The organism is Achromobacter agilis (assembly GCF_900496965.1).
GTDB lineage: Bacteria > Pseudomonadota > Gammaproteobacteria > Burkholderiales > Burkholderiaceae_B > Achromobacter > Achromobacter agilis.
Map to the genome: position 1 here is coordinate 1 of NZ_UFQB01000007.1, position 19,020 is coordinate 19,020.

24 protein-coding genes and 1 pseudogene are annotated in these 19,020 nt (G+C 69.3%); 15 read left to right on the forward strand and 10 right to left on the reverse strand.

All coding sequences use genetic code 11. From position 1 onward, the window contains the following. A pseudogene (locus AGI3411_RS10340) lies at positions 1-419 on the reverse strand (NADP-dependent malic enzyme); the annotation flags it as partial. 107 nt (positions 420-526) lie between these two features. Here AGI3411_RS10340 and AGI3411_RS10345 point away from each other — a divergent pair. The 5 genes from AGI3411_RS10345 (at position 527) to AGI3411_RS10365 (ending at position 4,469) form a co-directional block, all read left to right on the forward strand. Beyond that, positions 527-1,495: a LysR substrate-binding domain-containing protein gene (locus tag AGI3411_RS10345; RefSeq protein WP_129527285.1), complete on the forward strand. Its 969-nt coding sequence runs from the start codon at positions 527-529 to the stop codon at positions 1,493-1,495. Positions 1,496-1,597: 102 nt separating this feature from the next. Continuing rightward, positions 1,598-2,149: a hypothetical protein gene (locus AGI3411_RS10350; RefSeq protein ID WP_425265333.1), complete on the forward strand. Its 552-nt coding sequence runs from the start codon at positions 1,598-1,600 to the stop codon at positions 2,147-2,149. Beyond that, positions 2,149-2,637, forward strand: a complete 489-nt coding sequence (locus tag AGI3411_RS10355) for a hypothetical protein (RefSeq protein ID WP_129527286.1) — start codon at positions 2,149-2,151, stop codon at positions 2,635-2,637. The genes AGI3411_RS10350 and AGI3411_RS10355 overlap by 1 nt, the downstream gene beginning before the upstream one ends. Before the next feature lie 63 nt (positions 2,638-2,700). Continuing rightward, complete coding sequence (locus AGI3411_RS10360) at positions 2,701-3,507, forward strand: AraC family transcriptional regulator (protein WP_129527287.1); 807 nt, start codon at positions 2,701-2,703, stop codon at positions 3,505-3,507. A gap of 80 nt (positions 3,508-3,587) precedes the next feature. Continuing rightward, on the forward strand, positions 3,588-4,469 hold the full coding sequence (locus AGI3411_RS10365; RefSeq protein ID WP_129527288.1) for a DMT family transporter: 882 nt from the start codon (positions 3,588-3,590) through the stop codon (positions 4,467-4,469). On the opposite strand, the gene AGI3411_RS10370 is transcribed toward AGI3411_RS10365, so the two are convergent. After that, positions 4,466-4,945, reverse strand: coding sequence for a MarR family winged helix-turn-helix transcriptional regulator (locus AGI3411_RS10370; protein WP_129527289.1), 480 nt, complete (start codon positions 4,943-4,945; stop codon positions 4,466-4,468). The genes AGI3411_RS10365 and AGI3411_RS10370 overlap by 4 nt on opposite strands. A gap of 66 nt (positions 4,946-5,011) precedes the next feature. Next, a complete protein-coding gene (locus AGI3411_RS10375) occupies positions 5,012-5,932 on the reverse strand; it encodes a LysR family transcriptional regulator (protein ID WP_129527290.1) in 921 nt (306 codons plus the stop codon). A gap of 123 nt (positions 5,933-6,055) precedes the next feature. Between AGI3411_RS10375 and AGI3411_RS10380 the strand changes: the two genes are divergently transcribed. Together AGI3411_RS10380 and AGI3411_RS10385 are read left to right on the forward strand one after the other, a co-directional pair. Beyond that, positions 6,056-6,475, forward strand: coding sequence for an SEL1-like repeat protein (locus AGI3411_RS10380; protein ID WP_129527291.1), 420 nt, complete (start codon positions 6,056-6,058; stop codon positions 6,473-6,475). Next, on the forward strand, positions 6,472-7,242 hold the full coding sequence (locus tag AGI3411_RS10385; RefSeq protein ID WP_129527292.1) for a sulfite exporter TauE/SafE family protein: 771 nt from the start codon (positions 6,472-6,474) through the stop codon (positions 7,240-7,242). Before AGI3411_RS10380 ends, AGI3411_RS10385 begins: the two co-directional genes overlap by 4 nt. Before the next feature lie 45 nt (positions 7,243-7,287). Here the strand turns inward: AGI3411_RS10385 and AGI3411_RS10390 are convergent, their stop codons facing one another. The 3 genes from AGI3411_RS10390 to AGI3411_RS10395 form a co-directional block, all read right to left on the reverse strand. After that, positions 7,288-8,073, reverse strand: a complete 786-nt coding sequence (locus AGI3411_RS10390; RefSeq protein WP_129527293.1) for an SDR family oxidoreductase — start codon at positions 8,071-8,073, stop codon at positions 7,288-7,290. Positions 8,074-8,256: 183 nt separating this feature from the next. After that, on the reverse strand, positions 8,257-8,406 hold the full coding sequence (locus AGI3411_RS30090; protein ID WP_165359142.1) for a hypothetical protein: 150 nt from the start codon (positions 8,404-8,406) through the stop codon (positions 8,257-8,259). A gap of 158 nt (positions 8,407-8,564) precedes the next feature. Beyond that, positions 8,565-9,452, reverse strand: a complete 888-nt coding sequence (locus AGI3411_RS10395; protein WP_129527294.1) for a LysR family transcriptional regulator — start codon at positions 9,450-9,452, stop codon at positions 8,565-8,567. Positions 9,453-9,560: 108 nt separating this feature from the next. Between AGI3411_RS10395 and AGI3411_RS10400 the strand changes: the two genes are divergently transcribed. Further along, positions 9,561-10,463, forward strand: a complete 903-nt coding sequence (locus tag AGI3411_RS10400; RefSeq protein ID WP_129527295.1) for an alpha/beta fold hydrolase — start codon at positions 9,561-9,563, stop codon at positions 10,461-10,463. Positions 10,464-10,601: 138 nt separating this feature from the next. After that, on the forward strand, positions 10,602-10,934 hold the full coding sequence (locus AGI3411_RS10405) for a hypothetical protein (RefSeq protein WP_129527296.1): 333 nt from the start codon (positions 10,602-10,604) through the stop codon (positions 10,932-10,934). A 4-nt stretch (positions 10,935-10,938) separates the two neighbouring features. Here the strand turns inward: AGI3411_RS10405 and AGI3411_RS10410 are convergent, their stop codons facing one another. Both AGI3411_RS10410 and AGI3411_RS10415 read right to left on the reverse strand, forming a co-directional pair. Beyond that, a complete protein-coding gene (locus tag AGI3411_RS10410; protein WP_244240312.1) occupies positions 10,939-11,454 on the reverse strand; it encodes a GNAT family N-acetyltransferase in 516 nt (171 codons plus the stop codon). Positions 11,455-11,482: 28 nt separating this feature from the next. Continuing rightward, on the reverse strand, positions 11,483-12,055 hold the full coding sequence (locus AGI3411_RS10415; protein WP_129527298.1) for a helix-turn-helix domain-containing protein: 573 nt from the start codon (positions 12,053-12,055) through the stop codon (positions 11,483-11,485). Between the two features lie 80 nt (positions 12,056-12,135). On the opposite strand from AGI3411_RS10415, the gene AGI3411_RS10420 reads away from it, so the two are divergent. From AGI3411_RS10420 to AGI3411_RS10440, 5 genes are all read left to right on the forward strand, one after another. Then, positions 12,136-13,680 (forward strand): phospholipase D family protein, encoded by a 1,545-nt coding sequence (locus AGI3411_RS10420; protein WP_129527299.1) that lies wholly within the window; start codon positions 12,136-12,138, stop codon positions 13,678-13,680. A 10-nt stretch (positions 13,681-13,690) separates the two neighbouring features. After that, positions 13,691-14,350 (forward strand): DNA oxidative demethylase AlkB, encoded by a 660-nt coding sequence (alkB, locus tag AGI3411_RS10425; protein ID WP_129527300.1) that lies wholly within the window; start codon positions 13,691-13,693, stop codon positions 14,348-14,350. A gap of 88 nt (positions 14,351-14,438) precedes the next feature. Then, a complete protein-coding gene (locus AGI3411_RS10430) occupies positions 14,439-15,434 on the forward strand; it encodes a formylglycine-generating enzyme family protein (RefSeq protein WP_129527301.1) in 996 nt (331 codons plus the stop codon). A 62-nt stretch (positions 15,435-15,496) separates the two neighbouring features. Next, positions 15,497-15,883 carry a VOC family protein gene (locus tag AGI3411_RS10435; protein ID WP_129527302.1) on the forward strand — a complete coding sequence of 129 codons (387 nt, stop codon included), beginning with the start codon at positions 15,497-15,499 and terminating at the stop codon, positions 15,881-15,883. Positions 15,884-15,909: 26 nt separating this feature from the next. Next, the gene (locus AGI3411_RS10440; protein ID WP_129527303.1) at positions 15,910-16,656 is read left to right on the forward strand and encodes an SDR family oxidoreductase; all 747 of its coding nucleotides are present in this window, start codon (positions 15,910-15,912) and stop codon (positions 16,654-16,656) included. A 16-nt stretch (positions 16,657-16,672) separates the two neighbouring features. Here the strand turns inward: AGI3411_RS10440 and AGI3411_RS10445 are convergent, their stop codons facing one another. Further along, positions 16,673-17,191 carry an MgtC/SapB family protein gene (locus AGI3411_RS10445; RefSeq protein ID WP_129527304.1) on the reverse strand — a complete coding sequence of 173 codons (519 nt, stop codon included), beginning with the start codon at positions 17,189-17,191 and terminating at the stop codon, positions 16,673-16,675. Positions 17,192-17,343: 152 nt separating this feature from the next. On the opposite strand from AGI3411_RS10445, the gene AGI3411_RS10450 reads away from it, so the two are divergent. Continuing rightward, positions 17,344-18,126, forward strand: coding sequence for an SDR family oxidoreductase (locus AGI3411_RS10450; RefSeq protein WP_129527305.1), 783 nt, complete (start codon positions 17,344-17,346; stop codon positions 18,124-18,126). Positions 18,127-18,273: 147 nt separating this feature from the next. Here AGI3411_RS10450 and AGI3411_RS10455 read toward each other — a convergent pair whose 3' ends face one another. Next, entirely contained in the window at positions 18,274-18,975 is a 702-nt protein-coding gene (locus tag AGI3411_RS10455; RefSeq protein ID WP_165359143.1) for an HAD family hydrolase, read from the reverse strand. Between the last annotated feature and the right edge of the window lie 45 nt (positions 18,976-19,020).

Consider the following 19,020-nt stretch of genomic DNA (forward strand, 5'->3'; position numbering starts at 1 on the left):
TTGATGTCTTCGAGGTTGATGCCGCCGAAGGTGGCCTCCAGCCCCGCGATGATCTCGACCAGCTTGTCCGGGTCGGTCTCGTTGATTTCGATGTCGAACACGTCCAGCCCGGCGAACTTCTTGAACAGCACCGCCTTGCCTTCCATCACCGGCTTGGAGGCCAGCGCGCCGATGTTGCCCAGCCCCAGCACCGCCGTGCCGTTGGTGATCACGCCAACCAGGTTGCCGCGCGCGGTGTAGCGGAACACGTTGGTCGGGTCGGCCACGATTTCTTCACAGGCCGCCGCTACGCCGGGGGAGTACGCCAGCGCCAGGTCGCGCTGGTTGACCAGCGGCTTGGAGGCCATGACGGAGATCTTTCCCGGGGTGGGGTATTCGTGATAATCCAATGCCGCCTGGCGGTCCGACTGGTTGTTCATGGGGCAAGGCCTCCTTGTCTTGATGTTGGAAAAATTCTAGGCCCCAAGACATAAGGAGATCATTCGGATTTAATATTGTCCCATCACCTTTACCTTATGCATTACCTATGACCGCCTTCGATCCGGACCTCGTCGTCCGGAAACTGACCTCGCGGCTGAAGATGCGCCACCTGATGCTGCTGTTGCAGATCGAGCAGCATGGTTCCCTGACCCGGGTGGCCGAGCACATGGCCACCAGCCAGCCCGCCGTCACCAACGCGCTGGCCGAACTGGAAAGCATGTTCGACGTACCCCTGTTCGAACGCTCGGTGCGCGGCATGACGCCCACCCCCCTGGGCGCCGTGGTGCTGACCCGGGCCCGCGCCCTGGTCCACGACCTGGAACACCTGGTCCAGGAAATGGAGGCGGTGGCGGCCGGCCATGCGGCCCACCTGCACATCGGCGTCATTCCGTTCGTCTCGGGCCAGATGCTGTCGGCCGCGATCAGCCGCACCCTGCCTCAGGGCCGCCAGATCACCGCCACCATCCACGAAGGCCAGGGCCCCGCCCTGCTGCGCCAGCTGCGCGACCACACGCTGGACATGGTGGTGGGCTGGGCCACGCCCTCCGTGGATATGACGAACATTGCCTTCGAAGTGCTTTACCGCCAGCAGCCCCGGCTGATCGCCAGCCGCCGGCTGGCCGCCCGGCTCGGCCGGTCGCGCCTGGAGTGGAACCGGCTGGCCGACCTGGACTGGATCCTCGGCACGCCGGGCAGCCCGATCCGCGAACAGGTGGCCGACATCTTCCTGCGCGCCGGGCTGGCGCCTCCGCCCCCCTCGGTGCAAAGCGACTCGTCCAAGCTGATCGGGGAAATGATCGTCGCCAGCGACCGGGCGGTCACCATCCTGCCCGCCGACATCGCCGACGAACTGGTGCGCATCGCCGGCGCGGCGATCGTGCCGTATTCGTTCGACTGGACCTTGCCGCCGATCTCGCTGTTCACGCGCTCCGACGGGCTGCGCCGCAACGTGGACGCGCTGTTCGCGGCCGCGCTGCGCGAGGTTTACACGAAAGGAACGCGTCCGCCCGCGTAGGCCGCCGGCAGAAAATTGCCAAGAAATGCAAATCCGCTCTCTGCGCGGCCGCGCGCCCTCCTATACTTGCCGCGCCAAGCATCACGCAGGAGGGCAAGCAGCTTGTCGTTCACATTTCCGCCTATCGCCGCGCGCCGCGGCGCGGTAGCCCTCGCCGGCTTGGCCACGCTGGTTGCGCTGTCCGGATGCAATTCGATGCTGAGCGAGGGCACGGGCGCCGCCGCCGGTATCGCCGGCACCGCCATCGCCAACAAGGTTACGGACAACGCTACGGTGGCCACCGGCATCGGCCTGGGCGTGCAGGCTGGCGCGAAAGCCGCGCTGGCTTATGCGCAACGCAAGACCCGCGGCGAAGAACAGGATGCGATCGCCATGGCCGCGGGTCCGCTGGCGGTCGGGAAAGTCGCCAACTGGCAGGTCAAGCACCAGCTTCCCATCGAGAGCGACGCGCAGGGCCAGGTCACGGTCAGCCGGCTGATCGGCGGCGTGGACCTGGAGTGCAAGGAAGTCGTCTTCTCCATCGATACCCCCGCCGACAAGGCTGGCGACCCGCCCGTCCGCGAGTTCTACGTCACCACCGTCTGCCGCGACGGCAGCCAGTGGCGCTGGGCCAGCGCGGAACCGGCCACCGCCCGCTGGGGCTCCCTGCAGTGATGCGCGCAGCCTGCCTGCTGGCGGCCGCCAGCCTGGGACTGGCCGGATGCCAGAGCTCCACCATTGGCGGCGCGACAGGCGCCGTCGTGGGCACCGTCAGCGGAGCCGCCACCGCCAACCCGGTCGCGGGCTACGCCATCGGCGTCACCGTGCAGGCGGCGGTGGACGCGACCGTGAAGTACGTCCTGCGCGAGTGGAAGAACGACCAGCAGAACGTGATGGCCAACGCCGCGGGCGAGCTGCCCATCGGCCAGGTCCGGCAATGGCAGATCCGCCACACGCTGCCCGTGGGCAACGAGCGCGGCGGCATCCAGGTCGTGCGCGACATCGATACGCCGCTGACCCGTTGCCGGGAAGTGCTGTTCACCGTGGAGCAGGACGACGCTCCCGCGCCCGCCTACGCCAGCCTGATCTGCCAGCAGCCCGGCGGCCAGTGGAAATGGGCCGCGGCGGAGCCCTCCGTGGCGCGCTGGAACGGGCTGCAATAGCGGCTTGCTCGGGCCGGGCTCCGCGGGCGATACTGCCCGCAAGCCCTTACGCATCCTTCCCCCATGAGCCCAGGCCAGTTCGTCATGCATCGCAGCGCGCTCGCCGGCGTGCAGGCCGTGGCCGCGCACAGCCGGCTCGCCTTCGCGCGGCACACGCACGAGCAATTCGGCATCGGTGTCATCCGCCAGGGCGCCCAGGTCTCTCACAGCGGCCGCGGCCAGGTCCAGGCCGGCCCCGGGCATGTGATCACGGTGAATCCGGGCGAAGTCCATGACGGCGCCCCGATAGGCGGCGGCGTGCGCGCCTGGCAGATGCTGTACCTGGACCCGGCCGTGGTGGCGCAAGCCGCGGAAGACCTCCGCGCCGACGGACGCAGCTTCGAATTCGAGCTCCCCGCCCAGGACCGCCCCGGGCTGGCCCGCGACGTGCTGGCGCTCTATGCGCAGGCAACGGCCGGCGCGGCGCCGCTGGCTTGCGACGCCCTGCTGCTGCGCATCCTCGCGCAGGCCGGCGTCCCATCCGCCAGCGCCCGCCGCCAGGAGGCGCGCACCGTCCCCGATGCCATCCGCCAAGCCCGCGGCCTGATCGACGACGACCCCGCCGCCGTGCTGTCGCTGGCCGACCTAGCCGCGGCCAGCGGCCTGAGCCGCTACCAGGTGCTGCGGGCGTTCGCCCGCGCCACCGGGCTGACGCCTCATGCCTACCAGATGCAACGCCGGCTGCTGCTGGCGCGCAGCCTGATCCGGCAGGGAACGGCCCTGGCCGACGCCGCCGCGGCGGGCGGTTTCGCCGACCAGAGCCACATGACCCGGCTGTTCGTGCGCGCCTATGGCGTTTCCCCAGGACGCTACGCGCTGGCCGCGCGCTGATCCCTGCAATTTCATTCAAGACCGGGCCGCCATCCGGCCCCTACGCTGCGGCTTTTCACGGGAAAGGCGCGGACGACGTCATGAACAGCCGGATGCAGGGCTATTGCTGCCTGGCGGCCGCCATGGTGCTGGTGGGCAGCACGGTGGTCGCCAGCAAGATCATCGGAACGGGCCTGCCGCCCTTTACCGCGACCGCCCTGCGGTTCGCCATCGCCCTGCCTTGCTTCGGCCTGCTGATGGCCCTGACCGGCGCGCGGCTGCCGAGGCTGGGCCGGCGCGACGGGCTGCTCCTGGCGGCGCAGGCCATCGCGGGCAGCGTGGGCTACACCGCGTTGCTGATCGCCGGCCTGCAGCGTGCCTCGGCGGTCGATGGCGGCATCATCCTGGGCACCTTGCCCCTGGTTTCGGCCGCGATCGCCATCCTGCTGCTGGGCGAACGCCCGGGCAAGGCTACCCTGGCCGCCATCGCCGCGGCCGGCTTCGGCGTCTGGCTCATGACGCGCCATGCCGCCGCCGCGGATGGCGGCTCCTCGCTCGCGGGCAATGCGCTGATCCTGGGCGCGGTGCTTTGCGAAGGCCTGTTCATCCTGCTCAACAAGCGGCTGCGCGTGCCGGTGGCGCCGCTGGCGCTGTCGGCCATCATGGCGGCCTTCGGCTTTGCGTTCTCGGCGCTGGCCAGCATCGCCGAAGCGCCCTGGACCCTCTCCCTGTCCGCCCCCGCGCTGGCGGCCACGGCCTATTACGCGCTGGTGCCCACGGTGGGCGGCTTCCTGCTCTGGTATGCGGGCGCGGCACGGGTGAAGGGCGCGGAGGCCGCGCTCTTCACCGCCCTGGCCCCGGTGTCCGCGGTGGCGCTGGCCGCCGGCCTGCTCGGCGAGCCCCTCGCGCGCCAGCAGCTGTCCGGCATGGCCTGTGTGCTGGGCGCCGTCGCGATCCTGGGAACCGCCCGCGGCAAATCCTAGCCGCGGCTGAAGGCCAGCGCGAACTCCTCGGAGAAAATCTCGCCCAGCGAACGCCGCAAGGCGCTTGCCCGCTCCGCGCCGTAGGCGGCCTCGAAGCGGCGCTGCGCCTCTTTCCACAGGCGCCTGGATTCCGCCAGCTTGGCCCAGCCCGCCTCGGTCAGCGCCACGCGGCGGCTGCGGCCGTCCAGCGGGTCGCGCGAGGTCTGCACATAGCCGTCGCGCTCCAGCGGCTTGAGATTATGGGCAAGCGCGGAACGGTCCAGCACCATGGCCCGCGCCAGGTCCGTCATCGACGGCGTGCCCGCCCGCGCGATGTGCATCAGGATCGAATGCTGCGACACCTTCAACCCGCAGGGCGCGAGCACCGCGTCATATAGCTGCGACACCCGGCGGGTCGCCTTGCGCAGCGCCGCGCCGTTGCAGACCAGCGGATCGGGGGCATTGAACGGAGCGGCGGGAGACGGGCGGTCGGGCATGACAGGCTCGGAAAGAGGAGCGGACACCGGCAAGGGCTTAACGCTAACGCCGGGAAGCGTCCGCGTCTAGGGTGCAGCGCCGCCGCGCCCCGTCCCCCGGGAGGCCGGCGCGTTGCGCAATGCATATTCCACCAGTTCCGCCGCGTAGGCCGGAAGCGTGTCCCGCACGCACAGCACCAGATCGCGCGACGCCCAGCCGTCGGCCAGCGCCACCCGCCGCACGCCGGCCGCGCGCCCGTAGCGCGCCGCGGCCACGCGCGGCACGATGCCGATGCCCACGCCCTGCCCTACCATCCGGCACACCGCGTCGAAACTACGCAGCCGCACGCGGTACGACAGCGTCTTGCCGCCACGCCGCGCATGGTGCGCTATGTGCTCCTGCAGGGCGCTGCCCTCCACCAGGCCCACGAATTCCTGGTCCGCCACGTCCGCCAGCGCAACCGCCGGGCTCCCGGCCAGCGGGTGGTCCGCCGGGACGATGAGCGTCAAGGGGTCATGCCGGAAGGTGACCGTCCGCAGGCCGTGCAGGTCGGCGGAATCCGCCAGCACGCCGATATCGCAGGCGTCCGCGCGCAGCGCATCGGCGATCTCGTGGCTCAGGCGCTCCTCCAGGTCGACGGACACGCGGGGATGGTCCTTGAGAAATGCGCCCAGGACGGGCGGCAGGTATTCGCTCAGCGCGGCGGTGTTGCGCAGCACCCGCACATGCCCCTTCAGGCCCTGCCCGTAGTGGTCCAGTTCGCCCCGCATGCGGTCCATCTGCGCCAGCACCACCCGCGCATGATGCGCCAGCGTGCGCCCCGCGGGCGTGGGTTCGACGCCGCGCGGGCCGCGCAGCAGCAAGGGCACGCCCAGTGTGTCCTCCATGCCGCGGACGCGCTCGCTGGCCGAAGCCAGCGTCATGTGGGAACGCCGGGCGCCGGCCGTAATGGAGCCCGTTTCCTGTACGTTGAGAAAGAGCCGCAGGTCGGTGAGGTCGAATCGCATGCAAAAAGCGTAGCATGCGAGACTCAGGCCCTGCCATAGGCTAGCTACGCGAGATCCCGATTCCGATTCCGGCCCTCCTGGAACGACAATGAGTCCCTGTTCATTCACCTTGCGGGGAAACCCATGAAAACCCGGAAAATACGGCGCGCCACGGCACGATGGCCCGGGCTCGCCCTGATTGCCCTGGCGCTGCACGCCTCAGGCTCGGCCGAAGCCGATAGCAGCCTCGGCCCCGCGCTCTCCCCCGCGCAGCAATATGCGCTGGCGCTGGAGGCGCAGACCCTGGGCGACTACGCCGGCATGGCGCAATGGCTGCGCGCCGCCGCCCGCGGCGGCCACGCGCCGGCCCAACGCATGCTGGGCATGGCGCTGATCGGCGGCCCGGCGCTCTACGGCCCGGCCGTGCCCGCCGACCTGTGCGAAGGGCGGCGCTGGCTGTTGCGCGCCGCGCGCCAGGTGCCCGCCGGAACCGCCGACATGGCCTACGCCCTGTTCGGCCGTCCCCGTGGCGATGCCTTGACCGCCCCCTGCGAGGCTTCATGAATCCGTTCGACCTGCTGCCCGGCGGCACGCCCGCGCTGCTCGCCGCCGTCGTATCTGTCTTTATCCTCGCCGGCGTGGTGAAGGGCGTGGTGGGGCTGGGACTGCCCACCATTTCCATGGCCATGCTGGCGCTGGTCATGGCGCCGGCCCAGGCGGCCGCCCTGCTCATCGTGCCGTCGCTCATCACCAATCTGTGGCAGGCCCGGCCGTGGCCCACGCTGCCTGCGGTCTTGCGCCGCATCGCGGGCATGCAGGCCGGCATCTGCGCCGGCACCATCGCCGCAGCGCTGTGGCTGGGCGCGCCTTCCGGCCAATGGGCCGGCGTCTGCCTCGGCGTGGCGCTGGTGGCGTACGCCGCCTGGGGCCTGTTCGGATCCCCGCCCCGGGCGCCGACTCGTCACGAAGGCTGGCTGGGCGCAGCCGTCGGGGCAGTCACCGGCGTGGTCACGGCGGCCACGGGCGTGTTCGTGATCCCCGCCGTGCCTTACCTGCAGGCCCTGAACCTCGGCAAGGACGCCCTGATACAGGCCATGGGGATTTCGTTCACGGTCTCCACCGTGGCGCTGGCCGCGGGGCTCTGGTTCAACGGCGGCTATACGCCAGAGGCGGCGGGCGCGTCGGTCCTGATGCTGTTGCCCGCGCTGATCGGCATGGCCCTGGGCCAGTGGCTGCGCGCCAGGCTATCGGCGCGGACGTTCAAGCTGTGCTTCATGATCAGCCTGGCCCTGCTGGGCGCATACCAGGTCGCGCGCGGCCTCGCTCCCTAGGACGCGCCGGCGGCCCCATGCGCAAGAGCGCGCGGCCTGGCCGCGTCACGCGGCCAGGCGCCGTTCGTCCGCGACCCCGATCGACACGGACATCTCGCGCCAGCGCGCCAGTTCCTGCTGCACCGACTGGATCTTGGCGCGCGCCTGGTCGAAGGCATCGCGCCCCAGGAACAGGTGCAAGGGCGCGTACTGCGCCTGAGCCGCGTTGATCAGCGCCTGCGCCATCTTGGCGGGGTCGCCGCCCGGCTTATGCCCGTGCGCATTGCGCGCCTCGCGCATCGGGCCGGGATACACGAGCGATACGCGGATGCCGTGGGGCGCGGCCTCCACCGCCAGGGCTTCGGTCAAGCCGCTGACGGCGAACTTGGTGGCGCTATAGGCGCCCCAATCGGCGCAGCCGCCATCGAAGCCCAGGATCGACGAAATATTGAAGACGTGTCCGCCGCGCTGTTCGCGCATGCGCGGCAGCACGGCGCGGATCACGTTCAGCACCCCGAACACATTGACGTCGAAATTGCCGCGCAGGTCGGCATCCGACAGACTGTCCAGCGCGCCCTGCACACCGTAGCCCGCGTTATTGACGACTACGTCCAGCCCGCCGAACGCGGTAACCGTGGCGTCCACCGCCCGCCGGACGTTGCGCTCGTCCGCCAGGTCCACCGTCAGCGGCAGGAAACTGCCTTCCAGCTTGGCGCCCACGGCGTCCAGCAGCGCACCGCCATCGCGGGACGTCGCGGCCACCTTGTGCCCCTGGTCCAGCAGCATCTTTACCAGGATCAGGCCCAGCCCCGCCGACGCACCCGTCACCAACCAGATTTTCTCGGTATTCATGCGATTCCCTTCCCTTGCTTGCCATGCCGGCCACATGCCCGCATGTCTGGCGGAGCGGGGCATCCGGCAAGCGCGCGGAGGTCCCCGATTCCGTGTAGGAATGGTAAGAATCGCGAGCCCGGGCGTACAGGCTCGTTCTTGCGTGAAATCTGCCTATTCCTGCGCCGATGCGATCCGGGTCCTTCAGCCCAGGGCGCTGCGGTAGTGCTCGCTATCGAAGCGCGGCGCGGTGCCCGCGTCCACCGCGGCGGGCTCGGCGACCGGCTCAGCGGGCGTCGCGACGCCGAAAAGGGAAAGTTCCGCGTTGACCAATGCAAGTATGAAATTCGCCATGACGACTCCTTGGGTATTGCGTCCGGACCGGCGCGGAAGCCGCCGGTCTTATAGAGGACCTAGGCGCCATGGTGCGGGGCCTCGCGCGGCGCGTCCATTTGCTTTACTCAATGGCGGCGATTGAGCGGATGCAAGCCACGGGACGCGGCCCGGCGGCGTCAGCGCGCGAAGCGCCGCCGCTGGCCGGTCTGCCGGACCGCGGACACCAGCGCCTGCGCGGCGGGTTCGGCGGAACGCGCGTAGGCGTAGAAGCGCGCCGGCGGCAGCCCGGGCATGCCCTCGTCCGCGCACAAGGCCCGCAAGCCGGCGCGCAACTGGCTGCGCGCCACCGGAGCGACGGCGAAGCCCGCCTGCGCGGCCGCCAGGCAGCCCGCCATGCTGGCGCTCTCGAATACCGCCCGCCATGCGCGCCCGGCCTGCGCCAGCGCCGCAATCGCCGCTTCACGGTAGACGCAGGGTTCGGGAAACACCGCCAGCGGCACTTGCGGCTCCTGCCGCCACGGCTTTTCGTCGCCCCATGCCCATACCAGCTCTTCTTCCCAGAGCAGTTCGCCGTCGTCCGGCACACGCGCGCATTGCTTGCCGAACACCACGTCCAGTTTGCCGCGCGCCTGCTGGCGCAGCAGGTCCGCGGTCACGCCCACCTTCAACTCGATGGACGCGCCGGGATGCGCCCGGTGAAACGCCTGCAGCACCTCGGCCAGCCAGGCGCCGGCGAAATCCTCGGAGGAGCCGACACGCAGCCGGCCCTTCAGCCGCGCGCCGCTCAGCCGGGCGCGCGCCTCTTTTTCCAGCTCGACGATATTGCGCGCATAGGTGTAGAGCGTCTCGCCGGCGGGCGTCAGTTCGAAGCTGCGCGTCGTGCGGTCGAGCAGCGTGGCGCCGGCCGAGGACTCCAGCCGCTTAATGTGGCCGCTGACGGCCGAAGGCGTCAAGGCCAGCGCGTCTGCGGCCAATGCGAACCCGCCGCAATCCACAACCTCCAGGAAGGTGCGCAGCAGTGTCAGGTCCAGGATGGCGCCTGCGGGTTCGTTCGAAACATCCATGGTTACCGCCCGTCTATTAACGATTTGATGATAATAACTTTGAATTCTTCATGAATCATCACAAGCGGCGAGGCTATCTTGGCAACATCCGCCCCTGAAGGAATCCGCATGACATCGCCCCGCCGCTTGCTCGTCCAGACACCCCTGCTGGAGATCTCCTGCCTGGAATGGAACGCCGGAGGACTGCGCACCGCAGTGCTCGTCCATGGCTGGCCCGACAGCCCCGAATCCTGGAGCCCCGTCGCCGAACGCCTGGCGGCCGACGGCTACCGGGTGCTGTGCCCCGCCCTGCGCGGTTTCGGGGCAACCCGCTACCGCCACGCCCACACTCCGCGCAGCGGCGAGCTCGCCGCGCTGGGACGGGATCTGCTCGACGTCATCGCCGCCCTCTCGCTGCATCGCCCCGTCCTGGTGGGCCACGATTGGGGCGCGCGCGCCACGGCCAATGCCTGCGGCCTGCAACCCGGCGTAGCGTCGCACCTGGTGCTGCTGTCCGTCGGCTACGGCACCAACGACCCGAACCAGGCCCTGTCGCTGGCCCAGGCGCGCAACTACTGGTATCACTGGTTCATGGCGACGCCGCGCGGCGCCGACGCGCTGCGGGAGAACCGGCGCGAATTCACCCGCTACATGTGGGATACCTGGTCGCCGCCCGGCTGGTACGAGGCCGCACAATTCGAGGAAGCCGCGCGCGCCTTCGACAACCCCGACTGGCCGGAGGTCGTGTTGCACTCCTACCGCCACCGCTGGGGCCTGGCCGAGGGCGACCCGGCATACGCCTCGGACACGGCGCGCCTCGTACCCGCGCCGGTCCTGACGGTGCCTACCCTTGTGCTGCACGGCGGCGCCGACGCCTGCAACCAGCCCGCCACGTCCGAAGGCAAGGAGGCCTGGTTCAGCGGCGGCTATGAACGGCGGGTGCTGGACCGCGTAGGCCATTTCCCCCAGCGCGAAGCGCCGCATACCGTGGCGGACGCCATTCTGAAGTTCTGCGGGGCCGCCGGCGCTTGAGCAGCGCGAGCGGCGCCCCTGCCTGCGGCCAGGCGGCCGTAACGGGAATGACGGATAATCCGTCTGTTTCCCGCCACGGCGTTGGCAGGGGTATTTTTTTGGAGGGCGCGGCGCGCCCGCCCGCATTTGGAGTCAGCTATGTATCGCGGCATTGAGGCGATCGAACACTTCATGGAATCCATCGGCCTGAACTGGCGCCCCGGCGCGACCGAACGCGCCGAGCTGAAAGTCAGCTACCGCATCGGCAATACCCGGCCTCTCGGCATAGACCGCACGCTCGTGGAATTCCACTGCGACCCGAAGCGGGCCAAGGTCTGGGTGCCGGAATTCTCGCGCACCAGCTTCCATCAGTGGTTCGAAGTGCCCTACCAGGAATTCGAGTTCACACCCGGCGGCTCGATGCTGAAGATCAAAGCCGCCGCGCGCGGCAACGCCCCTCCGTACAGCGTGGGCATCAAGCCCCTGGCCTGAGCGCTTATAGCTGCTTGTACATGATCGTCGTTCCGTCCAGCCTGCCCGCGTCGCGCGGGTCGCGGCTGAACCCGGGGATCACGCCCACGGTCCGGTAGCCCATCGACGCATACAGCGGTTCCGCGCTGTCTCCCGTGCGCGTGTCCAGCGTGATCAGGCTGCGCCCACGGCGAACCGCCAGGGCCTCGGCCTCTCTCAGCAGGGCGCGCGCGATGCCGCGGCGGCGGAAATCCGGATGCACCAGCAGCTTGCGAACCTCGGCGCGATGCGGCTGATTGGGCGGGGTATCGCAGTCCAGCTGCACCGACCCCGCAACCCGCCCGTCCTGCCGCGCCACCCACAGCGCCAGCGTGCCCTCGGCGACGGCCGGCAGCACCTTGGCGCGCCAGAAGGCCTGCGCATCCTCCGGCGCATACGGCAATACGAAGCTGACGCTGGCGCCGCCTTGCACGCAAGCGTGCAGCAGGTCGGCCAGGTCCGCCAGCATGGCGCCGGCGGCATCCGCCGACAGAAGTGTCATTTCAAGATTCGATTGCGGCATGGCAGGCTCAGACGATGAAAAGCAGATATCGGGCGCCGATGTGCGGCGGGGTGGAAAACGCGCTGGCGCCGAACAGCTGGTAGCGCAGGCAGTCGCCGGGGCCCAGGCGATACGCCTGGCCGTCGACGGCAATGTCCAATTCACCTTCCAGCATCAATAGATGATGCTCCAGGCCCGGCCGCGGCGAACGTTCATAGGCGATGCGCGCGCCGGCGTCCAGCTCGCAGGCCAGCGCCTCGCCCGCCAGCTGCTGCGTGGGCGGCGACACCGAGCGGCGGCGAAAGCCCGCGCTCTCGTCCACCCACACGGCCTGCGCCTGCTGGGGCACCAGCGGCACGAAATCGTCCTCGACCATAAGCATCAGCCGCGACATGGTCATGCCGTAGGCGGCGCAGAGTTTGCCGAGCACGCCGGCGGTGGCGCTGACTTCGGCGTTCTCCAGCCGGGACAGCGTGGCGCGGCTGACGCCCGCCCGGCCGGCGAGTTCATCCAGCGGCCAGCCGCGCTCCTGGCGCAGCGCCTTGAGCCGGTCGGCAATGCGCCGGTCCAGGCCGGCGTCGGACGCGATAGAATTTTCCATATCCGGGAATTTCTCTCAAATACGGAAATCCGTCAAGCACCGGCCGCGGCCCTCACCGCGATTTCGGCACAATACGGGTCATGCACTTGGCCAAACCCCTCATCATGACCGCCCTCACCCTGAGCTTCCTGAGCGGCTGCGGCTTGCCTCCCCTGGACAAACGCAGCGAGTCCCGCGCCCTGACGCCCGAGGCGTCGCAAGACACCCCGTTGGGCCGGGCGATCGCGCCCATGGCGGCTTCCCACCCCGGCAAGTCCGGCATCCATCCGCTGCCCGACGCGTACGACGCATTCGCCGCGCGCATGATGCTGGCGCGGGCGGCCGAGCGCAGCCTGGACGTGCAGTACTACATCTGGCACAACGACATGACGGGCACCATGCTGCTGGAGGCCCTGCACGACGCGGCCGACCGCGGCGTGCGCGTGCGGCTGCTGCTTGACGACAACGGCACCTCCGGGCTGGACAGCGAGCTCTCCGCGCTGGACGCGCACCCGAACATCGAGGTGCGGCTGTACAACCCCTTCGTGCTGCGCTGGCCCAAGATGCTGGGCTACGTGACGGACTTCAGCCGCCTGAACCGCCGCATGCACAACAAGTCGTTCACCGCCGACAACCAGGCCACCATTGTCGGCGGCCGCAATATCGGCGACGAGTACTTCGGGGCGGCCAGCGGCGTGCTCTTCACGGATCTGGATGTGCTGGCCATCGGCGCCGCGGTCAATGACGTATCCATGGATTTCGACCGGTACTGGGCCAGCGACTCCGCCTACCCCGTGGACCGTTTGCTGAAGAAACCCGAGCCCGGCAGGCTGGACGAACTGGAGCAGACCGCCTTGCGGGTCGAACAGTCCCCCGAAGCCGCGGCCTATGCCGAAGCCATGCGCAAGCTGCCCTTCATCAAGCAGCTGCTGCAAGGCGAACTGACGCTGGAATGGGCCGACACGCGCATGGTGAGCGACGATCCGCGCAAGACCCTGGGCACCGCGCCGCCCGAGGCGATGCTGCCGCACCAGCTGTACGAAATCGTGGGCACGCCCGCGACCAACCTAGAACTGGTCTCGCCCTATTTCGTGCCCACGGCCAGCGGCACCCAGGCGTTCGCGCAAATGGCGCAAAGCGGTGTCAAGGTCAAGGTGCTGACCAACGCGCTGGAAGCGACGGACGTGGCGGTGGTGCATTCCGGCTACGCGAAGCGCCGCAAGGATCTCCTGGCGAACGGCGTGGAGCTGTTCGAAATGAAGCGCATATCGACGGGCGTGGAACGCCACAAAAGCATGGGGCCCTTCGGCAGTTCCGGCTCCAGCCTGCACGCCAAGACCTTCGCCGTCGATGGCAAGCGGGTCTTTGTGGGCTCGTTCAACTTCGATCCGCGCTCGGCCAGGCTGAATACCGAGCTGGGGTTCGTCATCAACAGCCCCACGCTGGCGGGCCGCATCGCCGAGTCTTTCGAACGCGATCTTCCCTCCGCCGCCTACCGCGTCAGCCTGGACGGCCAGGGCAAGCTCTACTGGCAGGAACAGCGTGGCGGCCAGACCATCCGCCACGATACCGAGCCGGGCACCACGCTGTGGCAGCGCATCTCGGTATGGTTTGTGTCGCTGCTGCCGCTGGAGCCGCTGTTATAGGCGTCCGGACATGGCTTCGAACCTGGATCTTTTCGGCGACGACACGCCCGCGCAAGACGGACGCGTCATGCTAGGCCCGCAGGCCATGGTGCTGCGCGGTTATGCCCTGCCGCAGGTCGATGCGCTGCTCGCCGGCGTGGACGCCGTAACGGCCCGGGCGCCCTTCCGGCACATGGAAACGCCCGGCGGCTACACCATGTCGGTGGCGCTGACCAACTGCGGCGCCCTGGGCTGGACGAGCGACGCCCACGGCTACCGCTACACCCGCCAGGATCCGCTGTCGGGCCAGCCCTGGCCCGGCATGCCCGAGGCGTTCCTCCGGCTGGCTCAGGCCGCAGCGGCCGAAGCCGGCTTTCCCGGCTTCGCGCCGGACGCCTGCCTGGTGAACCGGTACGAACCGGGGTCGCGCCTGTCGCTGCACCAGGACAGGAACGAACGCGACTACGGCGCGCCCATCGTGTCGGTATCGCTGGGCATGCCCGCGGTCTTTCTGTTCGGCGGCGACGCGCGCGCAGACAAGGCATCTCGCACGCCGCTGTTCCATGGCGACGTGGTCGTCTGGGGCGGCGTCGACCGGTTGCGCTATCACGGCGTAATGCCCATGAAGGATCTGCCCCATCCCCGGCTCGGCAGCGTCCGCATCAACTTCACCATCCGCAAGGCGAGCTGACCGCCCCGCATGCGGGTTCTCCACGTCTGGCCGGCCCGACCCGGCGGCTCTACGATGGCGCACCCCTGTCCCCGCGCCCCGGAACCCCATGCGTACACGCTCCATCCTGGCCTTGCTGTGCTCCCTGATCCAGGCGCCCGCCGGGTCCGCCGAGCCGCCCCCGTCCCTGATCGAAAACTCGCTGGGCATGGCCTTCGTGCGCATCCCCGCCGGCACCTTCCTGATGGGCAGCGATGAAACGCCCGAAGCGCTGGCGCGCGCCTATCCCCTGTATCCCCCGGAGCGCTACGCCCAGCTGTCCGACGAGGCCCCCGTGCATGCGGTGCGCATCACGCGCGCGTTCTACCTGGAACGCACAGAAGTCACCGTGGGGCAGTTTCGCCGCTTCATCGAAGCGTCCGGCTACGTTCCCGAATCCGAAGCCGACGGAACGGGGGGCTACGGCTACAACCCGCTGTACGACGCCGACAAATCCGCAAGCGGCGACGCCTTCGAGGGGCGCGATCGCCGCTACTCCTGGCGCAACCCCGGCTTCGCACAGGGCGACGACCATCCCGTCGTGAACATCAGCTGGAACGACGCCACGGCGCTGGCGCGCTGGCTGACGCAGCAGGAAGGCAAGGTCTACCGCCTGCCCACCGAGGCCGAATGGGAATACGCCTGCCGCGCCGGCGCGCGCACGCGCTACCAGAACGGCGACGATCCCGCGGCCATGCCCGACGCCGGCAACGGTTTCGACGCGCAGGCCGGGCCGTACTGGCCCAAGTGGGCCGCATTCGCGTCGGCCCGCGGCGACGGCCATGCGTTCACCGCCCCGGTCGCCAGCTACGCGCCCAACGCCTTCGGCCTGTACGACATGCATGGCAACGCGTGGGAATGGGTGTCGGACTGGTATGGCGAGGACTATTACGCGCATTCGCCCCCGGACGACCCGCAGGGCCCCGCCAGCGGCAACGTGCGCGTGCGGCGGGGCGGCTCCTGGCACACTTGGGCGCTCTACACGCGCGCCTCGTTCCGCAACTGGAATACGCAGGAAACGCGCTACCCGCTGGTAGGCCTGCGGCTGCTGCGGGAGGCCGATTGACAAAGCGCCGCCGTCTTACGGGTTAGCATAGCCGCAAGCTCAACCTCAAAGAGAATCCTGACATGCATTCGCTGGGCCGTCTCGTCCTGCTCGTGAACGACTACGACACCGCCATCGCCTTCTACCGCGACAAACTGGAGATGGAGGTCTACGCGGATCTGCCCGTGGGCCAGCAGCGCTACGTGCACCTGCGGCTGCCCGAGCAGCCTTCGATGGGCGTATGGCTGTTGCAGGCGCTGACCCAGGCGCAGCGCGACCGTGTCGGCGACCAGACCGGCGGCCAGCCGGTGGGCGTCTTCTATACCGACGACGTCGTACGCGACCACGCCCGCTTTGCTGCCCGTGGCGTGCGCTTCACCAAGGAGCCGGTCCATGAGGCCAGCGCCGTATACGCCCATTTCATCGACCTGTACGGCAATGAATTCGTACTGGTCCAGATGAAGCAGTGAGCGGGAAGCCCCGCCAGGAGACAACCATGTCCAAAGTCATGCTGGTCACGGGAGGCAGCCGCGGCATCGGCGCCGCCGTCGCCAGGCTGGCCGCCCGGCGCGGCTACGCAGTGGGCGTCAACTACCATGCCCGGGCCGACGCCGCGCAGGCAGTGGTGGAAGAAATCCGCCAGGCCGGCGGCCGCGCCGTCGCCCTGCAGGCCGACGTCTCGCAGGAAGATCAGGTGGTGCGCATGTTCCGCGCACTGGACGACGAGCTGGGGCGCATCGACGCGCTGGTGAACAACGCGGGCATCCTGGAACAGCAGATGCGCGTTGACGGCATGAGCGCCGAGCGCCTGCTGCGGGTGCTGTCCACCAACGTCGTCGGCTCGTTCCTGTGCGCCCGCGAAGCCGTGCGCCGGATGTCGACGCGCCATGGCGGCCAGGGCGGCGCCATCGTCAACGTTTCGTCCGCCGCGGCCCGCCTGGGTTCGCCCAACGAATACGTGGACTACGCCGCCTCCAAGGGCGCGATGGACACGATGACCATCGGCCTGTCCAAGGAAGTGGCGCCGGAAGGCATACGCGTCAATGGCGTGCGCCCCGGCACCATCTATACCGACATGCACGCCAGCGGCGGCGAACCGGGCCGCGTGGACCGCCTGAAGAGCGTGATACCGCTGCGCCGGGGCGGCACCGTGGAAGAAGTCGCGGGCGCGGTGATGTGGCTGTTCTCGGACGAAGCCGGCTACACCAGCGGGTCGTTCATCGACGTGTCCGGCGGCAACTGAGGCCGCCTCGTCCGGGCTACTTGGGACCTGGCGAAATGACCCGGTTCCGCTCCTTCGAGGCAATGCGCGCCTCGACGCGCCGCAGCACCGCCAGCACGAACAGGGCCATCAGGGTGCTGACGACCGCGGTGGCTTCGCGCCCCATGCCCGCCGCCACGCCGATGGCGGCCGTCATCCAGATGCCGGCCGAGGTCGTCAACCCATGGATTTCGCGTTCGGCGCCAAGCTTGATGATGGCGCCCGCGCCCAGGAAGCCGATACCGGCGATCACCCCTTGCAGCACCCGGCTCAGATCGCCGACCTGCATGCCGCCCTGCAGCGGCACCAGTACGAAAATGGCCGCTCCCAACGCCACCAGCATATGGGTGCGCAAGCCCGCCGCCTTGCCGCTGCGCTCGCGCTCGTAGCCCAGCAGGCCGCCCAGGAAAACGGCCATGCCCAGGCGCAGCACGATCCGGGTCGCCTCGCCCGCATCGGGGATGTCGGCAAACTCGCTCCGCACGGTAGACCAGATTTCCAGCCAGACTTCCGACATCGCCGCCTCCTCGAGGGACAAGGTCAAAGCAGCATAGCAGCCGCCGCAGGCGGCCCGCCATGCCTTGCATGCACTGGCACATATGGGCACAACTGGTTTACAACGTCCTGATGTCCCGCATTGGCGCGGGCGTGCATCGACCGGAGGGTTTCATGGATTTGCAGCTTGGCGGTAAACGCGTGCTCATCACGGGCGCATCCAAGGGCATCGGCCTGGCCTGCGCCGTCGCATTCGCCCGCGAAGGCGCCGAGCCCATCCTGGTGGCCCGCGACGACGCCGCCCTGCATGCCGCATCGCAGGCGATCAGCGAACAGACCGGCAGGCAGGCCCGCGTGCACACGCTGGACCTGGCGCAGCCCGGCGCGGCGCAACGCCTGAGCCAGGAAGCGGGCGACATCGACATCCTGGTGAACAATGCCGGCGCGGTGCCGGGCGGCGCTCTCGACCAGGTGCAGGACGAACGCTGGCGCGCCGGCTGGGAACTGAAGGTGCATGGCTACATCGCCCTGGCGCGCCATTACTACCCGCGCATGCGCGAGGCCGGCACGGGCGTGATCGCCAACATCATCGGCATGGCGGGGTCCGCGCCGCGCGCGGACTACATCTGCGGCGCGGCGGCCAACGCCTCGCTCATCGCCTTCACGCGCGCGCTCGGCGGCGAGGCGCCGCGCCATGGGGTTCGCGTCTTCGGCGTCAATCCTTCGCGCACCCGCACCGACCGTGTGCTGACCCTGGCCCGCCAGCGCGCGCAGGCGCGCTGGGGCGATGAAAGCCGCTGGCAGGAAACGCTGTCGGACCTGCCCTTCGGCCGCCTGATGGAACCGGAAGAAGTGGCCGACATGATCGTCTTCGGCGCCTCCCCGCGCGCGGGCTACCTGAGCGGAACGGTCGTCGACCTGGACGGCGGCGAGCAGTACGCAAACCATGGCCGGTGAACGGCCGCCCGGGACAGTGTCTGACACCCGTACGAGATGCGCTTCATCTTGCCCCGACGCCGCCCGGGTGTCTGACACAACCCATCGCTCGCAATCTCAATCCCCCGGGGAAGGCCGGCTTCCTCCCTACCGGCGCGGCATCGGGTATCAGACGCCTGTCGCGCCCGTTCCCCGCCATCCGGCCAACACGGCCGGCAGCTGCCTCATGTCGGTGAACACATGGGCCACGCCCACGCCGCGCAAGGCTTCGGCCCCGCTGTGGCCATTGGCGTCGGGGCTGTATCCGAACACCGTGGCGCCCGCGGCCACCCCCGCGGTGGCGCCGGTTACCGTGTCTTCCACGATGGCGCAACGCCGGGGATCCACACCCAGGGCTTCGGCGGCCGCCAGGTACACGTCCGGATAAGGTTTGCTGCGCGGCATTTCGTGGCCGCTGAAGACGCGCCCGTCGAAACAATCGGCGATGCCCACCTTGGCCAATTGCAGCTCCACCTTGCGGCGGTCGGCGCCGGAGGCCACGGCGATGCGCCCGTCCAGCGCGCCGTGCAAGGCGCGCACCGCGTCCGGCGCGCCGGGGATTTCCAGCAGGTCGCGGTCCAGCGCGTCGTTGCGGCGCTGGCGGAACTGGGCAAACCACTCCGGACCGAGCGTGGCGCCGGTGCGGGCCTCGATCTGCGGCAATTCGTCCCTGACCGCCTTCCCGGTAAAGATGCGCATCGTTTCCGCGTGCGTGATGTCCCAGCCCAGCTCGTTGAGCATCTGGGCCAGCACGCGGCTGGTGATGGGTTCGGAATCGACCAGGACGCCATCGCAGTCGAACAGCACGGCGTCAAAGGGAAAATCAGTCATTGCGGCAAACCGGGGAAGATCGATGAAGCGGGTAAGCATACTTCA